We start from the raw sequence: 19934 nt of genomic DNA, 5'->3' as shown, positions 1-19934 counted from the left end.
TTAGTGCTGAAATCTCGGCATTTTGTTAAAAAGAGCCAAATTTAAACATAAAATCAATATAATAACTAAAATTTTACTCAAGGAATAGCGATGGGTTATGTAAATGATGCCGTTATATTAGCGGTCGTGGCCGTTTTAGTTTTACTGTTTGTCCTAGTGCCTTTGTTTTTCAGGCGCGTAGTGGAGACGAACGAGGTGCATATCGTGCAAAGTGCCAGAAAGACGATGAGCTATGGTAAAGATACGGGCAATGGCAACAGCTATTACGAATTTCCAAGCTGGATGCCGATTTTTGGCGTTACAAAGATCGTTTTGCCGGTCTCCGTTTTTAGCATAAAGATCGAAGACTACGAGGCGTATGACCTTGGTAGGTTGCCTTTTGTCGTCGATATCACGGCGTTTTTTAGGATCAGCGACTCAAATTTAGCCGCTCAGCGCGTCAATAACTTTGACGATCTTAACAATCAGCTGACAAACATCATCCAAGGCTCGATCCGCTCGATCCTCTCAAGCCGCGTACTTGAAGATATCTTGCAGATCCGCTCGGAGCTTGGCGATGACTTTACGAAGGCGGTCAAAACGCAGCTTGAAAACTGGGGCATCGAGCCCGTCAAAAACATCGAGCTCATGGATATCCGTGACAACCGCGACAGCAAGGTCATCTTTAACATAATGGAAAAGAAAAAATCCCTCATCGAAAAAGAGAGCCGCATAGAGGTGGCAAATAATAAAAAGCTCGCTCAGATAGCCGAGATCGAGGCCAAACAAGCCACCGAGGTCAAGCAACAAGAGGCTAATAAAATGGTCGGTCTAAAAACCGTCGAAAACGAGCGGGAGGTCTCTATATCAAAAGAGCAAGCCGAGCAGCTCATCAAAGACCAGCAAAAGATCACGCAAGAAAAGGCGATGGAGGTCGTGCGCGTAAATGACGTCAAGCAAGCCGAGATCAAAAAGCAAGTCGAGATCGTAAAAGCCGAACAAGAGCAGCGTAAGATCGAGATCGACGCTGAAGCGCGTAAAAATGCGGTCATAAGAGAGGCTGAGGCGACAAGGGAAAATCAAATCCTCATCGCTCAAGGCGATAAAGAAAAGCAATTTTTAGCCGCTGCTGCGCTACTTGAAATGAAAGATAAAGAGGCCCAAGGCACGCTAAAGATCGGCACCGCAGAGGCTGAGGCTCTACGTCTAAAAGAGCTCGCCCCCGTAAATGCGCAGATCGAGCTTGCCAAAGAGATCGGCGAAAATCAAGGCTATCAAACCTACCTGATTTCCATCAAGCAAATCGAAGCAAACCGCGACATCGGACTAGAACAAGCCAAAGCCCTAAGCGCAGCCGATCTAAAGATCATCGCAAATGAAGGTAGCGTGGGCGAAGGTATGGGAAAATTTGGCGAAATTTTGAGCTCCAAGGGCGGCACGAATCTCGCCGCGATGCTTGAAGCTCTAAATCAAAGCGAGATCGGCAAAAAGGTGCTAAATAAAATTTCGGGCGAAAAAAAGAGCGATGATATCGGCAAAGCGTAGTGAAATTTTAAAATAGGGGCGAGGCTGAAGACTCTCGCTCGCTTTGCCCGGCTAAATCAAAATTTCTTTTCAAAATCTACGTAAAAATTCCGCCCCTTCCCCACGGCAGTCGTGTCGCGGTAGCTTTCAGGATGGATGTATTTTTTATCAAACACATTGTTTATGCCAAATGAAATTTTAAGCCCGTCTTTTACTAGATCTTTTTTAAAATTCTTTGGCTGCCACATCGCGCGTAAATTTACGATCGTAAAGTCTTTGTTGATGTATTCTCTGAGCTGACCGCCGCTCATAAAACTAGTTTCGTTGTAATGCGGCTTCATATAATGCGCCACGTCCGCACCGCCGCTAAGCCCCCATGCTCGGTAGGTATAATACGCTCCAAACGTGATCTTGTCGGCATAGATATATATCCTGCGCTTGGTCTTTTTATCATATACCTTTGTGTGATCGTAGCCTAAATTTAGCGCGAGGTCCGAGATGTCGTATTTGGCTTCGAGCTCATAGCCGTATCGCTTTGCAGACTCGATATTGTCGTAATTCACATAAGTGCGCGGTATCCACGGAAAATACCTAGGCGCAGGTCCTAAGTCGTCTCTTTCCACAGGTGCTATCATATCTTTTATGTCGCCGTTGTAATAAGTCGCTTTAAGATATAATGCGTCCTCACCCAGCAGGTCTTGTTTGTCGATAGAAAAGCCCACTTCATATTCCTTGGCAAGCTCGGGTTTTAAATTTAGATTTGGCAAATACCAAAATACTGGGCTTATGCCGCCTTGCTTGAAGCTCTCCTCAGGTAGCGGCGCACGAAAGGTCTGCGAATAGCCCGCGAGTAAATTTATGCCGTCAAAAATTTCATAAGAAAGCGCGATCTTGGGCGAAAATTTAGACTCTTCGTATTGCTTCGAGTTTGCATTTTTTAGCCCGCGCTTAAATTTATCGTAGCGTCCGCCCAAGGTAAGCTCAAAATCCCCCAACGCGATAATATCTTGTAAATAAACGCCAAGCTCTTTGTAAAAATTTGGCATGAATGTATTGTAATTTGGCGATGCTATCGTCCTGGTGGGCGTATGTCTGTAAAATTTTAGATCCGTTTTCCTATCGGTGTAGTCAGCCCCTGCTACCAGCCTATGCTCCAAAAAGCCCGTGTTAAAGAGGCTTTCGTTTTTTAGTTTAAGCCCCCATCTGTCGTCCGTGTTTGTGTATTCTTGTGCGTAGGTCGGATAAATTTGATCGTAATGATACTTTGCCTTGGTGTAGAAATACTGCGCGCTAAAATCGATCAGATCGGTGTTAAGCGGCTTATAGACGTATTTAGTGCTAAAATCTTTTTGATCCAGTTTCGCAGCTATGCTAGGTACGGACGAGGAAGCCCCGTCGCTCTCCAAAACCAGTGGCGGAGAGATGAAATTTTCGTGATAATTAAAAAAGCTTGTCTCCAAGCGGTGTTCATCCGTGATGTCCCACTAGACCTTGCCAAGTGCGGTATTGATCCGCTCATCGTTTTGCACCTTTGAAACGCCGTTTCTGCCGCCATCAGCTAGCTTTATATCCCCGAAATCCGCATGCTTTGCATAAAGTAAAATTCCTAAATTCTCCGCGGGCTTAAAAGCAAGCGCGCCACGGTTTGAGTTCATGTGGTTGCTCTCTTGTCTATGCCCGACCATCACGCCGTAGCTTTTGCCGCCTAATATAAAATCATCTACGCTTTTAGTCCGCATGCTTACCACGCCGCCTATCGCACCGCTGCCGTAAAGCACCGACGAGCCGCCCTTTACGACCTCGACACGTTTTAGCAGATCATTATCGACGCGAAAGCTCGAAACCTGACCGTTAAACATCGATGGTGAGCGTGCTATACCGTCTTGCTCGACTATCACGCGGCTCTCAGATGTATCGCTACCATATCCGGTGCCCCGTATGTTGTATGATTGCCCTGCTTGCCTACCGTAGTCCGCGCCTGTCTGGATGCCCGGAATTTGCCCTAAATTTTCTATTATCGAGGGCGATTTGACGAGATCATTTTCGTTTAAGACTCCGACCTGACCGGCAAATTTTGCATTTTGCGTAGGCATCTTATTTGCTACGACGATGATACGCTCCAAAGATACCGATCTGATATCGGTAGAATTTTCATCATTTTTTAAACTCTGTGCTAGGATCAAAACCGGTCCTAATATTGATAAAACCACCATTTTACCAAACATTTCATATCCTTTGTCGAGTGAAATTCGCTCAAAAATATTCTTATTAAACAATAATGATAACAAATACTAAATTATACATTAACGAAAGCTTAAGATTTAATAATTTTTTGAAATGAAATGCCGCTCTTTTTAAATTTTGCCGATGGACTTACTCTCAAATAATGTAGCCAAAATTTAAGCTTCGAGGCATTTTGATCTTGGCAGATATGAGTTATGAAACCACTAAAGAAAGAATACTAAAAAGAAGCGTATAGAGGTTTTGTGAATGGAGACGGAGTTTGACCCTTTGAAGCTAGTCATAGACGTGCGAAACAAATATGCCATTAAAGAACCCATTCTCTCGCACAAGCACGCGCTCACGCATGTAAAAAATATACAAAAAGCGACTGGCTAAAGAGGTGAGCTTTATGCGGCGCGCTGAAATGACATTTATAGCGGATAGGTGAGACAGCACTTCCTACCGACGTCATTAACGTATCCTACGTTTAAATTTAGCCCGTAAAGCTTGCTTAAATTTTCGCTTTTTACGATCTCATCCACCGCTCCGCTAGCTACCTCTCCGCCGTCTTTTACCAACGCGACCGTGCCTCCAAGAAGTATGGCAAAGTCTGGATTATGCGTGGTCAAAACGACGGTGTAGCCCTCTACTAGCAGGCGCTTTACGACCTTTAAAAACTTATACTGGTTACCAAAGTCAAGTGCCGAGGTCGGCTCGTCAAAAATGATGATCTCGGGCTCTGCGGTGAGGGCTCTGGCGATCGAGCACATCTGCCTTTGCCCGCCGCTCATCTGAGTGATAAATTTATCCGTCAGCGCCTCAATACCAAGCATCGCGATGTATTTTCTAGCGATATCGTAGTCAGCCTCACTAGGTCTTGCAAATATGCCTAGATGCGCCGCTCGTGCGAAGGTGATGTATTCAAGCGCGGTGTATTCGTATTCGTAAATTTCACTTTGTGCCACGTAAGCCATAAATTTCGCCCTTTGCTTGTTGCTTAGGCTAAGGGCGTTTTGTCCTTTTAGTAAAATTTTACCGGAATTTGACCTCAGCGCCCCGCTTATCAGCCCCAACATCGTTGATTTGCCAGCTCCGTTTTTACCCAAGATGGTCAGAATTTCGCCCTTTTTTAGGCTCAAATTCACGTTATGCAGCTGCCCGGCGCCGTTTGCGTAGGCAAAATTCATATTTTTTATCTCTAACATCAAACGACCTTTTTGTTTTTAAATAGCACCCAGATGAAAAACGATGTGCCGATAAAGCCCGTGAGCACGCCAAGAGGTACTTCGCTGACGCTTATCGTCCTTGCCAAGGTGTCTACGACGACTAAAAATATCGCGCTCATAAAGATGCTTGCGGGTAGGCTTTTCGTGTTGTTCGCGCCAACTAGCATACGGGCAAGATGCGGCATCAAAAGCCCTATCCACGCGACTATGCCGCTTATACAGACGCTACTCGCCGTTAGAAGCGTGGCACAGACGATGATGACGCCGCGCTCCAGCGGGACGTTCACGCCCAGCCTCGCCGCGCTCGCATCGCCAAGGGAGAGTAGGTTTATACGCCAGCTCATCGCCACTAGCACGATCATGCAAACGATCATCACTGGTGTTAGGAATTTTAGATTTAAGATATCGATCTTAGCTAGACTGCCAAGCTGCCAATACACGATGTCAGGCAGTTTCGTCTCGGGGTCTGCGACGTATTTTAAAAAGCCGATTATCGAGGTCATGAGGCCGCTTACTATGACGCCCGAGAGCACCAGCATCAGCGTGCTGTTTCGCCCCATCAGCCGCGGTATGCTAAGCGTCAAGCCCACGGCGATGAGGCCGCAGACGAAGGCCATTATCTGTATACCAAAGATCGAGAAGTCAAATATTATCGCGCTCGCCGCGCCTACGCAGGCTCCGGCCGAGACACCCAGCAGATCGGGGCTCACGAGCTGGTTTTTAAACACGCCTTGATACGCCGTGCCGCTTATGCCAAGTGCGGCGCCGACTAATAGAGCGGCTAAGATCCGCGGTAAGCGTATGTTGGCGACGACGTTGTGGATATTTAGAGCCATTTGCTCGTTAAGACCCAGTAAATTTAGTATCACGCGAAGCACGTCCTCAGGCGAGACGCCAAAGCGCCCGATGCAAAGTGCGCCAAGAGCCGTCAGTATCGTCAATACTACGAGTAAGACGAGGGTAAATTTAAACGGCATGCTTGCTTTTTGCAAATTTTGTGTCATATGAAATTTTCCTTTTATATTGGTTGTGTTTTAATAAAGTGCTGATGTCCTAAAAGCGCCTTACAAATCCTACTCACTCCAAGAGCGACCTAGCACGGGCGCGAACAGCATTTATACGGGAGCGAGTAGCCCAATGCGTAGCACGATTTTATACTTCGCGTTGCTCACAGCTCTTTAAGACGCTTCGCAACCGCTAGCAGACGCGCCGTAGTCAGCCGCCGCCCTCTGTCCTCGTAGCGAATCTCGTTGTAGCGGCGATAAGCTCGCTAGCAAGGTAAAGCTAAATCAACACTTTATCAAAACGAAACCTTAAAATTTAAAACGCCCAAAATAAGGCGCAAATTTTAAAATTTAGCCACCATATTTTCGCGCTTTTTAATATCACTTAACGATCCCGTCTATCCACGTAAAAAGTTCGTCCAAGTCGTAATCTCCGCCATGCCCTTGCCCCCACGGCACGGCAAAATCAACGCTCTTGCCCGCATTTTGCAAGCCCAAGGCAAGTATGAGCGGTACGGCTAGCGCGGTGTCGCGATCAGCCGAGCCGTGCTTGATACGATAAAATTTCGCCGCGTTTTTGTTTGCCAGATAGCTCATCGCGTTCATCATTTTTATGATCTGCGCGTCTGCCATCTCGCCCTTGCCACGCTCTTTGGCAAAGGCTGTAAAGTGCTTTGAAGCAGTTTTTACGTCACCAAAGAGATCGTTTTCAGGATTTGCCAAATTTAGATCATCAAATGCAAGCGGCGTTTTAGCGCGCTTTATCTCGCGCAAGTAGTTGTCAAATTCCAGAGTGTATTCCAGCTCGCAGCCGTCCTCTTTAAGAAAGATAAATTTAGGAGCTACGCTGATTTGTTTGATCCTTTTTGCCTCTGCAAATGAGGCTGAAAGCGCCTTTTTTAGGTATTCTTTAAAGCTTCCCTCGCCGCTAGGTTCAAGGCTCAAAGCTCGACCTTTGGCGTCCTTTAAATTTAGCGAATTCACGTAGCCCACAAACGCCGTTTTCCTCTCGTTTGAGAGGCTTTTTTGCTCAGGCGTGAGCGTGCCGTTTATCGTTTTTCGTTTGCCGCCTCGCTCGTTAAAGCCGCCCGCATCAAGCTCCGAAAAGTCCATTTTCTCATATTCATCGACGCCGTTAAACATCCACTCGTAGGCAGCGTCAGCGTTGTCTAAATTCGTGATCGGGCAGTAGGCGGAGACGGCGTAAATTTCATCACTTGCAGGGGCTGCGCCAAGGGCTTTTAGATATGGCTCAAACTCCGCTGCGTCCGCCGAGACGCCAAGCAGCGCAGAGAGAGCGCCACCCGCGCTAGTGCCGTTTGAGACGATCTTGTTTGCATCGCCAGGCATCTTTGCGTCGTTAAATTTTAGATAGCGCACGGCGGCTTTTAGATCGACGATCGCCGCGGGGGCTTTGCCCGTGAAATTTCCCTGCGCGTCTGTGAGCGTCCTACCCCGAGCACCCGGGGCTGCCACGACATAGCCACGCGCGAGAGCTTCCAAAATGGCGTTTGGCTTGCCGTTTTTAAGCCCTGGCGCAGCAGCCTTGCCCGGCATATATCCGCCCACGGAATTTGGGAAAAATATCGGTGCGCTCGCAGCGTCAAATTTGCCGATTTTGCCGCCCTCAAAATACTCTATCGGCGCATAAAAATTCATCCTTTGATACTGCGTATCCACGGGGTTTGCGACATAGACGATATTTTCATACGCTCTAAATTTGACCGCCTTACCACCAACGTCCAGCGTTTTGGTTTCAAATTTACCCTCGTCAAATTCTAGCCCCGCACCCAGCAGCCACACCGCCGCACTCGCTGCCAGCACTATTTTTTTCATTTACTCTCCCTTTGGGCTAAGCCCTTTTAAGATATACTCAAACTCCGCGTCGCTAAGCTCGTAGTTCATAAATTTTTTATAAAACCATTTCGTTTCGCCCTTCATATCGATGTCCGAAAAGAGCTCGGGATGGATAGTCTTTGCCGCCCATAGCACTTGCAGTGTCGCCTCCGCGCCGTATCGATCCCAGCTAAAAAAGCCACTTGGGTTTGCATACACACGCTTGTTTTTGACCGCGTTCAGTCCAGAAAATCGCGGTTCGGCGTAAATTTTAGCCAGCACTTCGTCCGCCTTTGAGTTGCCCGCGATGATGATGTCAGGGTTTGCCGCGATCACCTCCTCGGCGGTGATTTCTAGCATTATACCCTCTTTTTTGATCGCGTTCGTGCCGCCGGCAAGCTCGATCCACGTGTTTATCATATTGTTCGTACCGTCGATTTTTAGCAGGTTCGAGCCATTTACGATGTGAAGCACTTTGGGACGTTTCTCACTCGGTAGATTTTTTGTTCGCGTGGCTACTTTCTCGATATTTTGCGTGAGATAGGCGTTAAATTCGCGCGCTCTTTGCTCCGCGCTGCCGCCTAAAATTTTAGCACTCATCAAGGCACTTTTTTGCATGCCCTCATAGTCGCTAAATCCCGCGAAAAACGCGCTAAAACCATGATCTGCCAGCTCTTGACGCAAATTTTTGTTTGAAACGATAGCCACATCGATATTTGCCGCCATCAGCTCCTCGATATTTATGTCGCCGCTAAATTTGACTTGCACGTTTGCTATCGGCGGGAAAATGTGCGCGAACCACGCATTTTTCGTGATGTGTGTCGAGGTCGCAGCGATCTTGTCCGTGCCTCCTAAAATGAGTAAAATTTGAGTGTTTGCAGGCCAAAGAGCGGCGATCTTATCGACCTTTGCGGGCACTTTGACTTCATTGCCCGCAAGATCGCTAACGCTCTTAAATTCGCCCGCATTTAGGAAAAGCCCCAGCGCCGCAAGCAGCGCCAGAGCCCTTAGGCAGAAAATTTTAAATTTCATTTGCTTCCGTCAGGATTTAGTCCGTTTAGGATGTATCCAAACTCCGCGTCGCTAAGATCGTAGTTCATAAATTTCTTGTAAAACGCCTTAGTTTCGGCTTTCACGTCAATGTCGGCAAAAATTTCAGGCTGTATGGTCTTTGCTGCCCAGAGGATCTGCAAAGCTGCCTCCGCGCCGTAGCGATCCCAGCTAAATACGCCTTTTGGGTTGCCAAAGACCTTTTTGTTTTGGACGGCCTTTAACCCTGAAAATGCCGGATCGGCGTAAATTTTAGCCACAGATTTTTGATTGTCCGCGCCGCCTACGATGATGATGTCAGGGTTTGCGTTTAGTATCTCCTCAGCCGTGATCTCAAACATATTGCCCTCTTTTTGGATCGCGTTCGTTCCGCCGGCGTATTTTATCCACGTGTCGATCATGCTCTTTGTGCCATCGACTTTGAGTAGGTTTGAGCCATTTACGATGTGAAGCACTTTTGGACGTTTATCGGTTGGAATTTTGTCCGTTTTTGCGCTGACAAGAGCGATGTTTTTATCAAGGTAGTCGTTTAGCTCCTTTGCGCGTGCAGGGGCGTTGCCACCGATGACCTCAGCCGTGAGAAGCACACTTTTTCTCATATCTTCGTAGTCTTTAAACAGCGCATTCACCACGCTAAATCCCTCTTTTGCGAGGCTTGCTTGGAAATTTTTATTTGAGACGATGACGACATCAGGAGCGAGCTTGACTAGCTCTTCGATCTGGATATCGTTGCCATTAAGCGCGGCTGGAAGCTTGGCAAGGCGCGGATAAATGCGCGCAAACCATTTGTTTTTGCTTATCTGATCGGTGGTCGTCACTACCTTGTCCATACCGCCTAAGACTAGGATTATTTGGTTGTTCGCGTGCCAAAGAGCGGCGATTTTATCGACCTTTGCGGGGATCTTGACCTCGCTACCGGTCATGTCGGTCAGAGTTTTAAAATCAGCCGCATTTAGGTTTAAAGCCCCAAAGATCAGAGCCAAGACTAGTAAAATTTTCTTCATATCCATCTCCTTAAGATAAATTTGATCTTTTAAAATTTGACCTCAAATGACGCCATGAAATTCCTGCTATCGCCAGTGTATAGGTCTGTCGTGCCGCTGCCAGCTCCGTCGCTCTCGCCTGGGCGCACGCTGATGTAGTATTTTTTGTCAAAGAGGTTATTTACGTTAAAGCGTAAAGTCGTCTCCTTGCCAAACCACGTTTTTGTCGCGTAGCGCACGCCAAGATCAGTCGTAAAGTAGCCATCGACGCTTTGAGTGTTTCTATCATCGACATAGCGCTTGCCTGTGTAGTGGAGGTTTGTTATGAAGCTCAGTTTGTTTGTATTTGGCACGGCAAAGTCAAATAGCAGGTTTGTTTGAAATTTAGGAGCGCCAACGACGTATTTATTGTCTGCATAGCTGTTTACGGTGTGTTTAAGCTTTGGATCAAGTAGCATGAAGCCGCCATAAACGCTCACGTATTCGCCTAGCTTTCCGCCGGCTGTGGCTTCAAGCCCTTTATTGACTTGTTTGCCTTGTTTGATAAATTTAGTTGTCGTGCCGACTCTATAATAAAGCGGTCTTTCTATCTGGAAAAGTGCAGCGGATAGATCTATCGTGCCGATAGTTGATTTCACGCCCAGCTCATACTGCTTTGTTTTGATCGGTGCGACGTATGTGAGTGTCCTACCCGCGTCATAAGCTGGCGGCACGAGACCATCGACTTGGACGCTGTTTGAGTAGGTGAAATACACGTTCGTATTGTCGATAGGGCGATATGTGAGTCCTGCTAGATAGGTAAATTCTTTATCTGTGTTGCTTCCGACCTTATCTCTTGATGTGTTTGCGGGATCATTATTTGCGAAACTATCTTGCTTTACCCATGTATGAGTGATAGCGCCAAGGAAGCTAAACTGCTCGCTTAGCTTGATGTCATCGGCCAAAGTGACATTGTATGTCTTAAATTTCAAAGCGCGTTTTCGCTCATTATCTATTTTAAAGTTATTAGGTTGCGAAACATTTCGCATATTATTGATATTTTGACTTCCAACCGGAACGGTCCCTTTGTTACGGCTACCATAGATAAATTCTGATTTTGAATCATAAATATAGCCATAGGTAGAAATTCCCAAGTCATGCTCGATACTGCCTGTAGTTTCGTGTCCCATGGCCTTTACAAACCAGCTTTGGAGGATAAAACGAGGTGGCTTGCTTAGTTTTCTATCGACACTTGATGTTATTTCGCCGTTATTACCGGTTAGAGTATTACCTTGTTCCATAGTATTACGATCTGAAATATGGTGCTGGTATCCGCCCTCCATATACCAGTTATTGCTGATGTTATATTTTAGTTTTACGCTTGTATTGTAGCTTTCTAGATCCATGCCGGCCCAAGTTTGCGCTATACCTTTTTTATCATTTGCGATAGCGCCCGGAACGTTAAATTTTGCTAGGCCGTTTGTCTGAGGTGACATCAAACGTGCGCCGTAGCCGTATCTGATGTAGTTGTAATAAGTGAAATTTGTCTCGATCGTCAAATCATCAGTAGGATAAAAATCAAGTGCTAAATTTGCGAGCTTGCTTCGTTTGACGCTGTCTTTTACGAAGCCCTCGCCGTCGTTAAAGTAAAATATACCGCGGTAGCCGACCTTCTCAAAGCGATCAGACGTATCGAGCATCGTGCCAAAATTTGCCTTCTCGCTCCAATCCACGCGAACTATCGTCTGGCTATCGACCGGACGTTTGCGCGTGTAGTTGAAGATGCCACTTGGGTGCTGTGAGCCATAAAGCGAGCCTGAAAGTCCGTTTTGCACCTCGAGCTTGTCAAATATCATCATCGGCACGGCAGTCGTTGCAGTCACCATGAAGCCGTCCCAGTAGTTGTTGCCGATGACGCCGCCATACATACCTCTTGTGGCAGGGCGGGTGACCGAGCCGGAGCCCATATATCCCACAGTAGCGCTTGGTATCACGCGCCAGACATTTTCAAGCCCCGTAGCTTGCAGGTTTTGCACGAGTTCGTTTGAGACGGTGTTTATTTGAAGTGGGATGTCTTTGACCTTTTTGTCCATGAGCGGTCCAAAAAGCGCGTCTTTTTGTAAAAAATGCTCCGAGATACCGCTATCAGAAATGCTCTCGCCGGTACTGTTTTTTATCTCGATCGTCTCGAGACGGACATTTTCAGCTGCCACACAGCTGCTGCCGACGGCCAAAAACGCAGCCAAAATGGCTGAAATTTTGATATTTCGCATATTTTTCCTTAATTATATTTTTAAATTTTTAAAATATATATCTATATATTTTCGCGGATTATAATTAAACGCCACTTAAATTTTCATAAATATAAAACAAAGCAAAATTTAACGGCTGGTAGCCGAGAAGGTAAAATTTCACTAAGAGGAGGAATTTGCTCTCTTTCTTGACATACATCATTATTTTAGGCCTCAAAAAAAGATAAACTTACTCCGAAATTTTAGGAAAAGGAGCGCAGATGCGTGAATACAAGAGGTATTGGTTAGCACTGGTCGCGGTGCTGATCATCGGCTTTGGGTTTTTGGGCTATTACGGCGCGGAGGTGTATAGACAGTCTCCGCCAATGGTGAGCTTCGTCGATGAGAACGGCAATGTAGTCATCGAGGAGGAGAGCATTTACAAGGGGCAAGAGGCCTGGCAGAGCATCGGCGGCATGCAGGTGGGCTCGGTCTGGGGACATGGAGCTTATCAGGCGCCTGACTGGAGTGCAGACTGGCTACATAAAGAGCTGATGGCGTTTTTACAGATCAAAGCGGGCGAAATTTACAACGCTAAATACGAGGATCTAAACGACGAGCAAAAAGCGCATCTAAAGGTCATCCTCAAAAAAGAATACCGCACCAATACCGTCAAAAACGGCACGATCACGCTAAGCAAAGACAGGATTGCAGCGATGAATTCAGTCGCTAGCGAATACTCCGCACTCTTTGGCAACGATCCTAAATTTAAGTCTTTAAGAGAGGCTTACGCTATGAAAGAAAACACCTTGCCTGGCGAGGCTGACAGAAAAGATCTAAACAACTTCTTCTTCTGGGCTGCCTGGGCTACGGCGACTGATCGTCCTAACAGCGAAGCTACATATACTAACAACTGGCCGCACGAGCCGCTCATCGACAATGTCCCGACCAGTGAAAATATCTTTTGGTCAGTCGCAAGCGTCGTGATCTTGATCGCCGGTATCGGCTTTTTGGTATGGTGTAGTTCGTTTTACGGCAAGCATGATGAGGAGAAGCCTACTCCTATCAGCGAGGATCCGCTCAGCCGCCTAGCGCTCACTCCGTCTCAAAAGGCGCTTGGCAAGTATCTTTTCGTAGCGATCGCGCTTTTTGTCTTTCAGTTCATGATAGGAGGCTTTGCAGCACACTATACGGTCGAGGGACAAGAATTTTACGGTATCGACGTTTCGCAATACATCCCGTATTCGCTAGCGCGTACCTGGCACATACAAGCTAGTATATTTTGGATAGCGACCGGATTTTTAGCGGCGGGTCTGTTTTTAGCCCCTATCATAAACGGCGGCAAGGATCCGAAATTTCAAAAGCTTGGCGTGGATCTGCTCTTTTACGCGCTTCTCATCCTAGTCGTAGGAAGCTTTGTGGGCGAATATCTAGCTATCGCGCACATCATGCCTATAAATTTAAGCTTCTGGTTCGGACATCAAGGATACGAGTATCTAGACTTGGGACGTGTTTGGCAGCTTATACTTTTTGTAGGTCTTGTCATCTGGATGGTGCTGGTTTGCCGCGGATTTGTCGGTGGCTTCAAACAAGGCGGCGATAAGAATTTACTAGCCATCTTTGCTATGTCTGCTATCGCTGTAGGTCTGTTTTACGGAGCAGGGCTATTTTACGGACAAAGAAGCCCGCTACCTGTGATGGAATACTGGCGCTGGTGGGTCGTTCACCTTTGGGTCGAGGGATTTTTCGAGGTATTTGCGACCGCTTCGCTTGCGTTCGTGTTCGTATCTTTAGGCCTTGTCTCAAAGAGAATGGCGACGTTTTCGACGCTTGCCAGTGCGTCTTTGTTTATGATAGGCGGCATCCCGGGCACTTTCCACCATTTATACTTTGCAGGAACGACTACGCCGATAATGGCGGTAGGAGCTAGCTTCTCGGCGCTTGAGGTCGTGCCTTTGGTGCTTCTTGGAGCTGAAGCTTACGAGCATTATAGGCTTCAGTTTGCAACTAGCTGGGCGAAAACCCTTAAATGGCCGCTTTACTGCTTCATCGCAGTCGCATTTTGGAATATGCTGGGCGCTGGCGTGTTTGGCTTTCTCATCAACCCTCCGATCTCGCTATTTTACATACAAGGCCTAAATACAACACCTATTCACGGGCATGCAGCTCTATTTGGCGTGTATGGATTCTTGGCTCTTGGCTTTGTTTGGCTTGTGGCGCTTTATGTCTTTAAAGGCAAAGAATTTGACGATAAGCTTATGAAGATCGGCTTTTGGTCACTAAACTGGGGACTCATGCTGATGATACTTTTATCACTGCTTCCAATAGGCATACATCAAGCTATCGCCAGCCTCAATGTGGGTATGTGGTATGCTAGAAGCGCTGAATTTCTACAATCAGCACATCTGCAAGATCTAAGATGGCTAAGGATGATCGGCGATATGATATTTATCATCGGCGGTCTATGCTTCTTTATCCAGATCCTTAAATTTGTCTTTGGCAAAGCAACCGCCAAGGCGTAAATCCAACTAGCGGCCGGGTCATACCTGGCCGCTATACTTTAAATTTTACTTCTCTAGAATGTTTAAATTTAGCTCTGTTTTAAAAAAGTGTTGATTTCTAAAATTTTAAACATTATAGCGTAGTCAAATCTTATGAAGCGACGCTATCGCCGCCGATTTTTAGGGAAGTTGTAAGACTGACCACAAAAATCGTGCTATATGTTCGGCGCCTTGCGGAGTAAATAAGATTTGCGAAGCATTCGTTTGAATACATCAAAACTTTGTTAAAACAGAGCCTTAAATTTTTAAAATCACTACTCTTAAAAACGCAGCTTAAACCTAATGATATTTGCCTAAAATTTACGGTTTTGCTCTATCATAATCTAAAATTTAAGGAGCGAAAATGAAAGAAATTTTTCATAGAAGCAGTGTGAGAAACTACGAAAACAAAGCGATCGAGGATGAAAAGATTAGGCGGGTCTTAAAAGCGGCGATGGCTGCGCCAAGTGCCGGAAATCAATGTCCATGGGAATTTTACGTAGTCGAAGATAAAATTTTACTCCAAGCGCTCTCAAAGCTCAGCCAGTACTCGGACTGCCTCAAAGATGCACCCGTCGGCATCGTGATCTGCTACAAGAATGAGGGCTGCAAATATCAAGAGTGCGTGCCGTTTGATGCAAGTTGCGCAGCGCAAAATTTATGGCTGGAAGCCGATAGTTTTGGGCTTGGAGCGGTTTGGCTAGGCGTTGCGCCCTATGAAAAGCGTATGCAAGAGGCAAAAGAAATTTTAAATTTGCCGCCAAATTTGAGCGTGCTTTGTATAATGGCGATCGGCTACCCCAAAACGGCGCACGAACAAAAAGAGCGATTTGACGAGAGTAAAATACACTATATAGGCAAGGAGCAAGCATGAAACGAAGGGAATTTTTATTGAAAGCGGCCGGATTTGCGGTGATGCTTAGCGTGCCAGTTTTTGCGAAAGCTGCGTCAAATAAGCCGTTAAAAGCCACCGCGATCACGCAGGTGTTTGGCGACGGGATAAATTTAACTGGCGTAGCGATCGAGTATAAAAGCCCGCTGGAGGCTTCCAGTATAAACGCAAAAAGCTTTAGCGTGGCTGGGCATAAAATAAGCAAAATTTATCTTAGCGACGCCGTAGACGGTGCGCCAAAAGATAGCGGCAAATTTGTGACCTTAAAGCTTGAAAGGACAAATCTGCTCGTAAAAAAGCCTCCTAAGCAAAATCAAGATCAAAGCAAAGGACCGGGTAAGGCCGGCGATAAGCAGGAAAATTCGCCAAAATACACCGTCCCTCGCCTCACGATCGACACCAAAAACGCCGCGATAACTAGCAGCGCCGTTAAAAATTTGATCGTTGATGATTTTAAGCAGCTTGAATTTAAGGATCCTAAAACGGGTCAAACGCTAAGATACAACCTCTTCGTTCCTAAAAATTACGACAAAGCCAAATCCTATCCGCTCGTGCTTTTTATGCATGACGCCGGGGTGACCGGCACGAACACCATCGCTACGCTCATACAAGGAAACGGTGCTACGTCGTGGGCGGGCGCTGAAATTCAAGCCAAACACCTATGCTTCGTGCTAGCGCCGCAGTTTGACGAGATCGTCGCAGATGACGACTCGCAAGTCTCGGGCAGCTTGGATACGACTATAAATTTGATAAACGAGCTGGCGGGAGTTTACAGCATCGATAAAGACCGCCTCTATACGACGGGGCAGTCAGGTGGCGGCATGCTAAGTATCGCGATGGATATAAAATTTCCGAATTTCTTTGCCGCATCGTATCTAGTCGCTTGCCAGTGGGATGAAAAGCTAGTAGCGCCGATGGCAAAGCAAAATTTATTCATAGTCGTCTCGCAAGACGATACCAAGGCATATCCGGGTCAAACGGCTATCGTAAATGAGCTTCAAGCAAACGGCGCGAAAGTCGCGCGCGGCGTGTGGGACGCTAAATGGAGCGCACAAGAAAGCAAAGAAGCGTTTGAAAAGCTGATAAGCGAGGGTGCAAACGTGAATTTCGTATCGTTTAAAAAGGGCTCGGTCTTGGCGGACGGTCAAACAAATAGCGGCGCAGGGCACGTAAATACGTGGAAATTCGCCTACGACCTCACGCCGGTGCTCGAGTGGATACTGACTAGAAAGAAGCCCTTATGAGTTTGCTATTTAGAGCGTTTTTGCTTGCCGTTTTATGCTTTGGCGCGGCAAGCGCGGCGCAGACGGAAAATAAAAGCGATATGAATGCAAGCGAAATGATACGTCTAGCGGACGCGGGCGATAAAAAGGCTTCGCGGTATATAGGCATCATCTACGAGCAAGGACTTGGCGTGAAAAAAGACTACGCCTTAGCGGTGAGGTATTTTAGCCTAGGCGATGAGAGAGACGACATCACGTCGCAGTATCATTTGGGCAAACTGTATGAGAGCGGGCTAGGCGTAAAAAGGGACTATAAAGAGGCGATGCGGCTTTATATGAAAAACGCTTCAAGGATAGATCACGTCACGGCTGACACGCTAAAAGCCATCGGCGATCTTTACGCAAACGGGCTTGGTGTGCCACGCGATATGAATAAGGCAAAATCATGGTATGAAAAGGCCAAAAAAGCGAGAGAAAGATAAGCTGACAGGGCGAATTTGTCTACCGTACTGCTATGATTACGGGCTAAATTCAAGCAAATAAACGCCTCAGATGAAGTCATCGCCAAATATGACTCACATATCTAGCCTAAAATTTGCGTCGATGCGAGCGAAATTTTAGGTGTTTGTCGCTTTGGTTTTTATACGCAAAAATCCATTTATTTATAAAATCCTTGTAAAATCCATCAAAAAATTTAAGGAAATTTGATGAGCTTTCTTGATACTTTGCGTAAATTTTCAAAGATGATCTGTGTAGTTTTCGTGGTGCTTTTGCACCTATTTTTAGCGGTCATGGTAGATTTCGCGTTTCCGCATTATGATAAAGCCCTGATAACAGGCGGTGAGGTCAAGCGAATGGATAAGGACGGGCTCATAGACGCCTCAAATCCGGCCGACGGGCCGACACGCGATGTGTATTTTATCTACACCAAACAAGAGGTCGGCGACAAGGTGATGCCATATCGCAACGAGGATACGCGCTGGGGGTTTCCTTTTTATTTTAAATTTAACTCCGCTGACTTGCAGGCTAGGGCGCAGAGCTTTGCGGGCAGTCAAAAGGCCGTGCAGATAAAATTTTACGGCTGGCGCATCGCGATGTTTGACGAGTTTAGAAATGCCGTCTCGATAAAAGAGCTCGGCGAGAACGAGCAGATCGCGCGACCTGTGATGAGCTACGTCTTTTACGTGATCTTGCTCGTGTCGATGATCATTTGGATAAGGGCGGTTTTTAGATTTTTCAGACAAGAGACGAAGGAAGGTGGTGAAACGGCGAAATAACCGCATAAATCGCGCCGTAAGTTCGGCTCTCTTTCGCAAGTTAGCCGACTTTGCAAAGCCAAATAAAATTCACATCAATATACTAAAATAGCGTCTGGAATTTAAAAAGGCTATATTATAATAAATCATTGACACTTGCTTCGCTTCTACTTGCAGTTGCAAACGAAGTGAAGTAAAAGCCTTGCTCGCTCCAGGAGCGACCTAGTGCAGACGCGAACAGCGTTTGTGCGGGAGCGAGTAGCCGTTCCCCCGCTTGCAAGAGCAGCGAGCGAAGCGAAGCTAAGCCTTTGCACGATTTTTTCTTCGTTGCACTCGCAACTGTGAGCAGACCGCGTTCAGCCTGTGGCTTCTGCTTCGTAGCGCAGTTTCGTCACGAGCGATAGCGAAGTGTCTTGGAAAGCTGCGAGACAAGTCGAAGCAGAAACATCGGCGGCGATAGCGTCGTTTCACAAGGTTTTTACAGGGATGCTGTTCACATTCTCCTGCTTTAAAAACTGAAAATCAATGAAATATTTTAACAGAGCCTTTAAAAATCAACACTTTGCCAAGCAGCCACACAAAAGTAAAACAGCTAAATTTAGCCTCATGTCATTCAAAAAGCGATCTCTCTTTTGTTGGCTGAGAGCTAAATTTCGGATAGCTTTTGTAAATTTTGCCCCCTAGCACAGCGCCGTTTGCCTTTTTATCGCGCTTTATGCCGTCCTCGCCCCACGCGCCCCATTGCTTGAAATAAAACGCCACGCCCTGCCTATCGCATTCGCTTTTTAAATTTAGCGCCCATTGCTTTTTCATTGCTCTGGCCTTTGCGCCGCTCTCTCCGCCGGCCACGACCCAGTCGATGCCGCTAAGGTTTAGCTCGCCAAGGTCGTTTATCAGCGGTTCGCATGAGAGCCATTTGACGCTGGCGTTTAGATCTCTTATGAGATCGATGCGGTCTTTGACGAAAGACGACTCGACCGTCGTGCCCAGCCAGACATTTTTGGGGATATGACGTGCTAGAAAGTATGCGCGCATCCTGTGTGGTCGTTTGGTTAAAATTTGATACTGATGGTGCGGGGTTTGCGAGATGATCGTCAAAATTTCGTCCAAAAACTCAAAGCTCATGTTTTCGTGAAATAGATCGCTCATGGAATTTACGAAAAATATCGTTGGCCTTTTAGCCTTTAAAGGCTCTGTTAGGCGGCTTGGCAGCATTTTAAATTTAAAGCCGTCTTTATAAATTTCATTTCCCAGCGACTGTAGCCTTTTTGCCATGACCTCGGCGTAGCAGTTCGTGCAGCCGGCGCTTACTTTATGACAGCCGATAGTAGGATTCCATGTGGAAAATGTGAAATTTTGGTATCGCTTCATCGTGGGATTTAAAGTAGGGGAGGGGCGAAGCCGCCCCAAGGAGTAATCAATAAAGACCGAATTTCCCGTCGGCTCTTTTGTAGATGACGCGCATTTTGGCGTCGATATCGTTAAATACATAAAACTGCATATCGCTGGCTTTCAGCTTTTCAAGCGCCTCTTCCACTTCTAGCGGTTTATAAAGCTCAAGCTCCATAGGCACGATCTCATCGACACCTTCGATGGCCTCCTCGCCTATGCGAGCGCGGACCTCTTTACCGTCGTCTTTGCCTTTGACGGTCGTCATCTTGTCATGCTCTCTACGCAAAACCTTAGCCGCACGATCTATCGCGAGGTCGATAGCAGCGTAGAGGTCTTTGTCCTTTTGACGGATGACTATCGTATCTTTGTGTGCCATATTTAGAGCAAATTCGGCGTTAAAGCCCTTTTTGCCCTGCTTTTCGTCAGCCGAGACGACGCATCTGCCTGAAATGATGTCGAGGTTGTATCTAGCAAGCGACTCGAAGGCATTTTGGATGTAGCTTTTGATCGGTTCGGTAAGCTCGAACTGCTTTCCTACAATGCTTATGTTCATTGCAAACTCCTTTTTAGAAAGTGAATCGATTATAACACAACCA

17 protein-coding genes are annotated in these 19934 nt (G+C 46.6%); 7 read left to right on the top strand and 10 right to left on the bottom strand.

Annotation, left to right across the window (positions count from 1 at the left end; translation table 11 throughout):
• Positions 1–90 precede the first annotated feature (90 nt).
• Positions 91–1524, top strand: coding sequence for an SPFH domain-containing protein (locus HMPREF1139_RS03795; RefSeq protein ID WP_009649934.1), 1434 nt, complete (start codon positions 91–93; stop codon positions 1522–1524).
• A 56-nt stretch (positions 1525–1580) separates the two neighbouring features.
• Here HMPREF1139_RS03795 and HMPREF1139_RS03790 read toward each other — a convergent pair whose 3' ends face one another.
• The gene (locus HMPREF1139_RS03790) at positions 1581–2963 is read right to left on the bottom strand and encodes a TonB-dependent receptor domain-containing protein (protein WP_009650044.1); all 1383 of its coding nucleotides are present in this window, start codon (positions 2961–2963) and stop codon (positions 1581–1583) included.
• 24 nt (positions 2964–2987) lie between these two features.
• Complete coding sequence (locus tag HMPREF1139_RS11080; protein WP_009650094.1) at positions 2988–3728, bottom strand: TonB-dependent receptor plug domain-containing protein; 741 nt, start codon at positions 3726–3728, stop codon at positions 2988–2990.
• A 265-nt stretch (positions 3729–3993) separates the two neighbouring features.
• Here HMPREF1139_RS11080 and HMPREF1139_RS11970 point away from each other — a divergent pair, with 265 nt between their 5' ends.
• Complete coding sequence (locus HMPREF1139_RS11970) at positions 3994–4122, top strand: hypothetical protein (RefSeq protein WP_009650255.1); 129 nt, start codon at positions 3994–3996, stop codon at positions 4120–4122.
• 35 nt (positions 4123–4157) lie between these two features.
• Here the strand turns inward: HMPREF1139_RS11970 and HMPREF1139_RS03785 are convergent, their stop codons facing one another.
• The 6 genes from HMPREF1139_RS03785 to HMPREF1139_RS03760 form a co-directional block, all read right to left on the bottom strand.
• Positions 4158–4931: an ABC transporter ATP-binding protein gene (locus tag HMPREF1139_RS03785; RefSeq protein WP_009649930.1), complete on the bottom strand. Its 774-nt coding sequence runs from the start codon at positions 4929–4931 to the stop codon at positions 4158–4160.
• Positions 4931–5956: a FecCD family ABC transporter permease gene (locus HMPREF1139_RS03780; protein WP_009650303.1), complete on the bottom strand. Its 1026-nt coding sequence runs from the start codon at positions 5954–5956 to the stop codon at positions 4931–4933. The genes HMPREF1139_RS03785 and HMPREF1139_RS03780 overlap by 1 nt, the downstream gene beginning before the upstream one ends.
• A 381-nt stretch (positions 5957–6337) precedes the next feature.
• Positions 6338–7792, bottom strand: a complete 1455-nt coding sequence (locus HMPREF1139_RS03775; RefSeq protein ID WP_009650309.1) for a subtype B tannase — start codon at positions 7790–7792, stop codon at positions 6338–6340.
• A complete protein-coding gene (locus HMPREF1139_RS03770) occupies positions 7793–8824 on the bottom strand; it encodes an ABC transporter substrate-binding protein (RefSeq protein ID WP_009649948.1) in 1032 nt (343 codons plus the stop codon).
• Positions 8821–9846: an ABC transporter substrate-binding protein gene (locus HMPREF1139_RS03765; protein ID WP_009649949.1), complete on the bottom strand. Its 1026-nt coding sequence runs from the start codon at positions 9844–9846 to the stop codon at positions 8821–8823. The genes HMPREF1139_RS03770 and HMPREF1139_RS03765 overlap by 4 nt, the downstream gene beginning before the upstream one ends.
• 29 nt (positions 9847–9875) lie before the next feature.
• Positions 9876–12077, bottom strand: coding sequence for a TonB-dependent receptor (locus tag HMPREF1139_RS03760; protein WP_009650231.1), 2202 nt, complete (start codon positions 12075–12077; stop codon positions 9876–9878).
• Positions 12078–12316: 239 nt separating this feature from the next.
• Here HMPREF1139_RS03760 and HMPREF1139_RS03755 point away from each other — a divergent pair, with 239 nt between their 5' ends.
• The 5 genes from HMPREF1139_RS03755 (at position 12317) to HMPREF1139_RS03735 (ending at position 17967) form a co-directional block, all read left to right on the top strand.
• On the top strand, positions 12317–14557 hold the full coding sequence (locus HMPREF1139_RS03755; RefSeq protein WP_009650195.1) for a nitric-oxide reductase large subunit: 2241 nt from the start codon (positions 12317–12319) through the stop codon (positions 14555–14557).
• A gap of 382 nt (positions 14558–14939) precedes the next feature.
• On the top strand, positions 14940–15449 hold the full coding sequence (locus tag HMPREF1139_RS03750; protein ID WP_009650010.1) for a nitroreductase family protein: 510 nt from the start codon (positions 14940–14942) through the stop codon (positions 15447–15449).
• Positions 15446–16711, top strand: coding sequence for a pyrroline-5-carboxylate reductase (locus tag HMPREF1139_RS03745; RefSeq protein ID WP_009650333.1), 1266 nt, complete (start codon positions 15446–15448; stop codon positions 16709–16711). Before HMPREF1139_RS03750 ends, HMPREF1139_RS03745 begins: the two co-directional genes overlap by 4 nt.
• Positions 16708–17172 carry a tetratricopeptide repeat protein gene (locus HMPREF1139_RS03740; RefSeq protein ID WP_009649993.1) on the top strand — a complete coding sequence of 155 codons (465 nt, stop codon included), beginning with the start codon at positions 16708–16710 and terminating at the stop codon, positions 17170–17172. The genes HMPREF1139_RS03745 and HMPREF1139_RS03740 overlap by 4 nt, the downstream gene beginning before the upstream one ends.
• A gap of 225 nt (positions 17173–17397) precedes the next feature.
• Positions 17398–17967 carry a DUF1523 family protein gene (locus HMPREF1139_RS03735; protein ID WP_009650216.1) on the top strand — a complete coding sequence of 190 codons (570 nt, stop codon included), beginning with the start codon at positions 17398–17400 and terminating at the stop codon, positions 17965–17967.
• Positions 17968–18555: 588 nt separating this feature from the next.
• On the opposite strand, the gene HMPREF1139_RS03730 is transcribed toward HMPREF1139_RS03735, so the two are convergent.
• Positions 18556–19317: a phage Gp37/Gp68 family protein gene (locus HMPREF1139_RS03730; RefSeq protein ID WP_009650349.1), complete on the bottom strand. Its 762-nt coding sequence runs from the start codon at positions 19315–19317 to the stop codon at positions 18556–18558.
• A gap of 46 nt (positions 19318–19363) precedes the next feature.
• A complete protein-coding gene (gene hpf, locus HMPREF1139_RS03725) occupies positions 19364–19891 on the bottom strand; it encodes a ribosome hibernation-promoting factor, HPF/YfiA family (RefSeq protein ID WP_009650035.1) in 528 nt (175 codons plus the stop codon).
• Positions 19892–19934: the final 43 nt, after the last annotated feature.

Source organism: Campylobacter sp. FOBRC14 (assembly GCF_000287855.1).
GTDB lineage: Bacteria > Campylobacterota > Campylobacteria > Campylobacterales > Campylobacteraceae > Campylobacter_A > Campylobacter_A curvus.
This window is presented reverse-complemented; position numbering and strand designations above follow the sequence as displayed.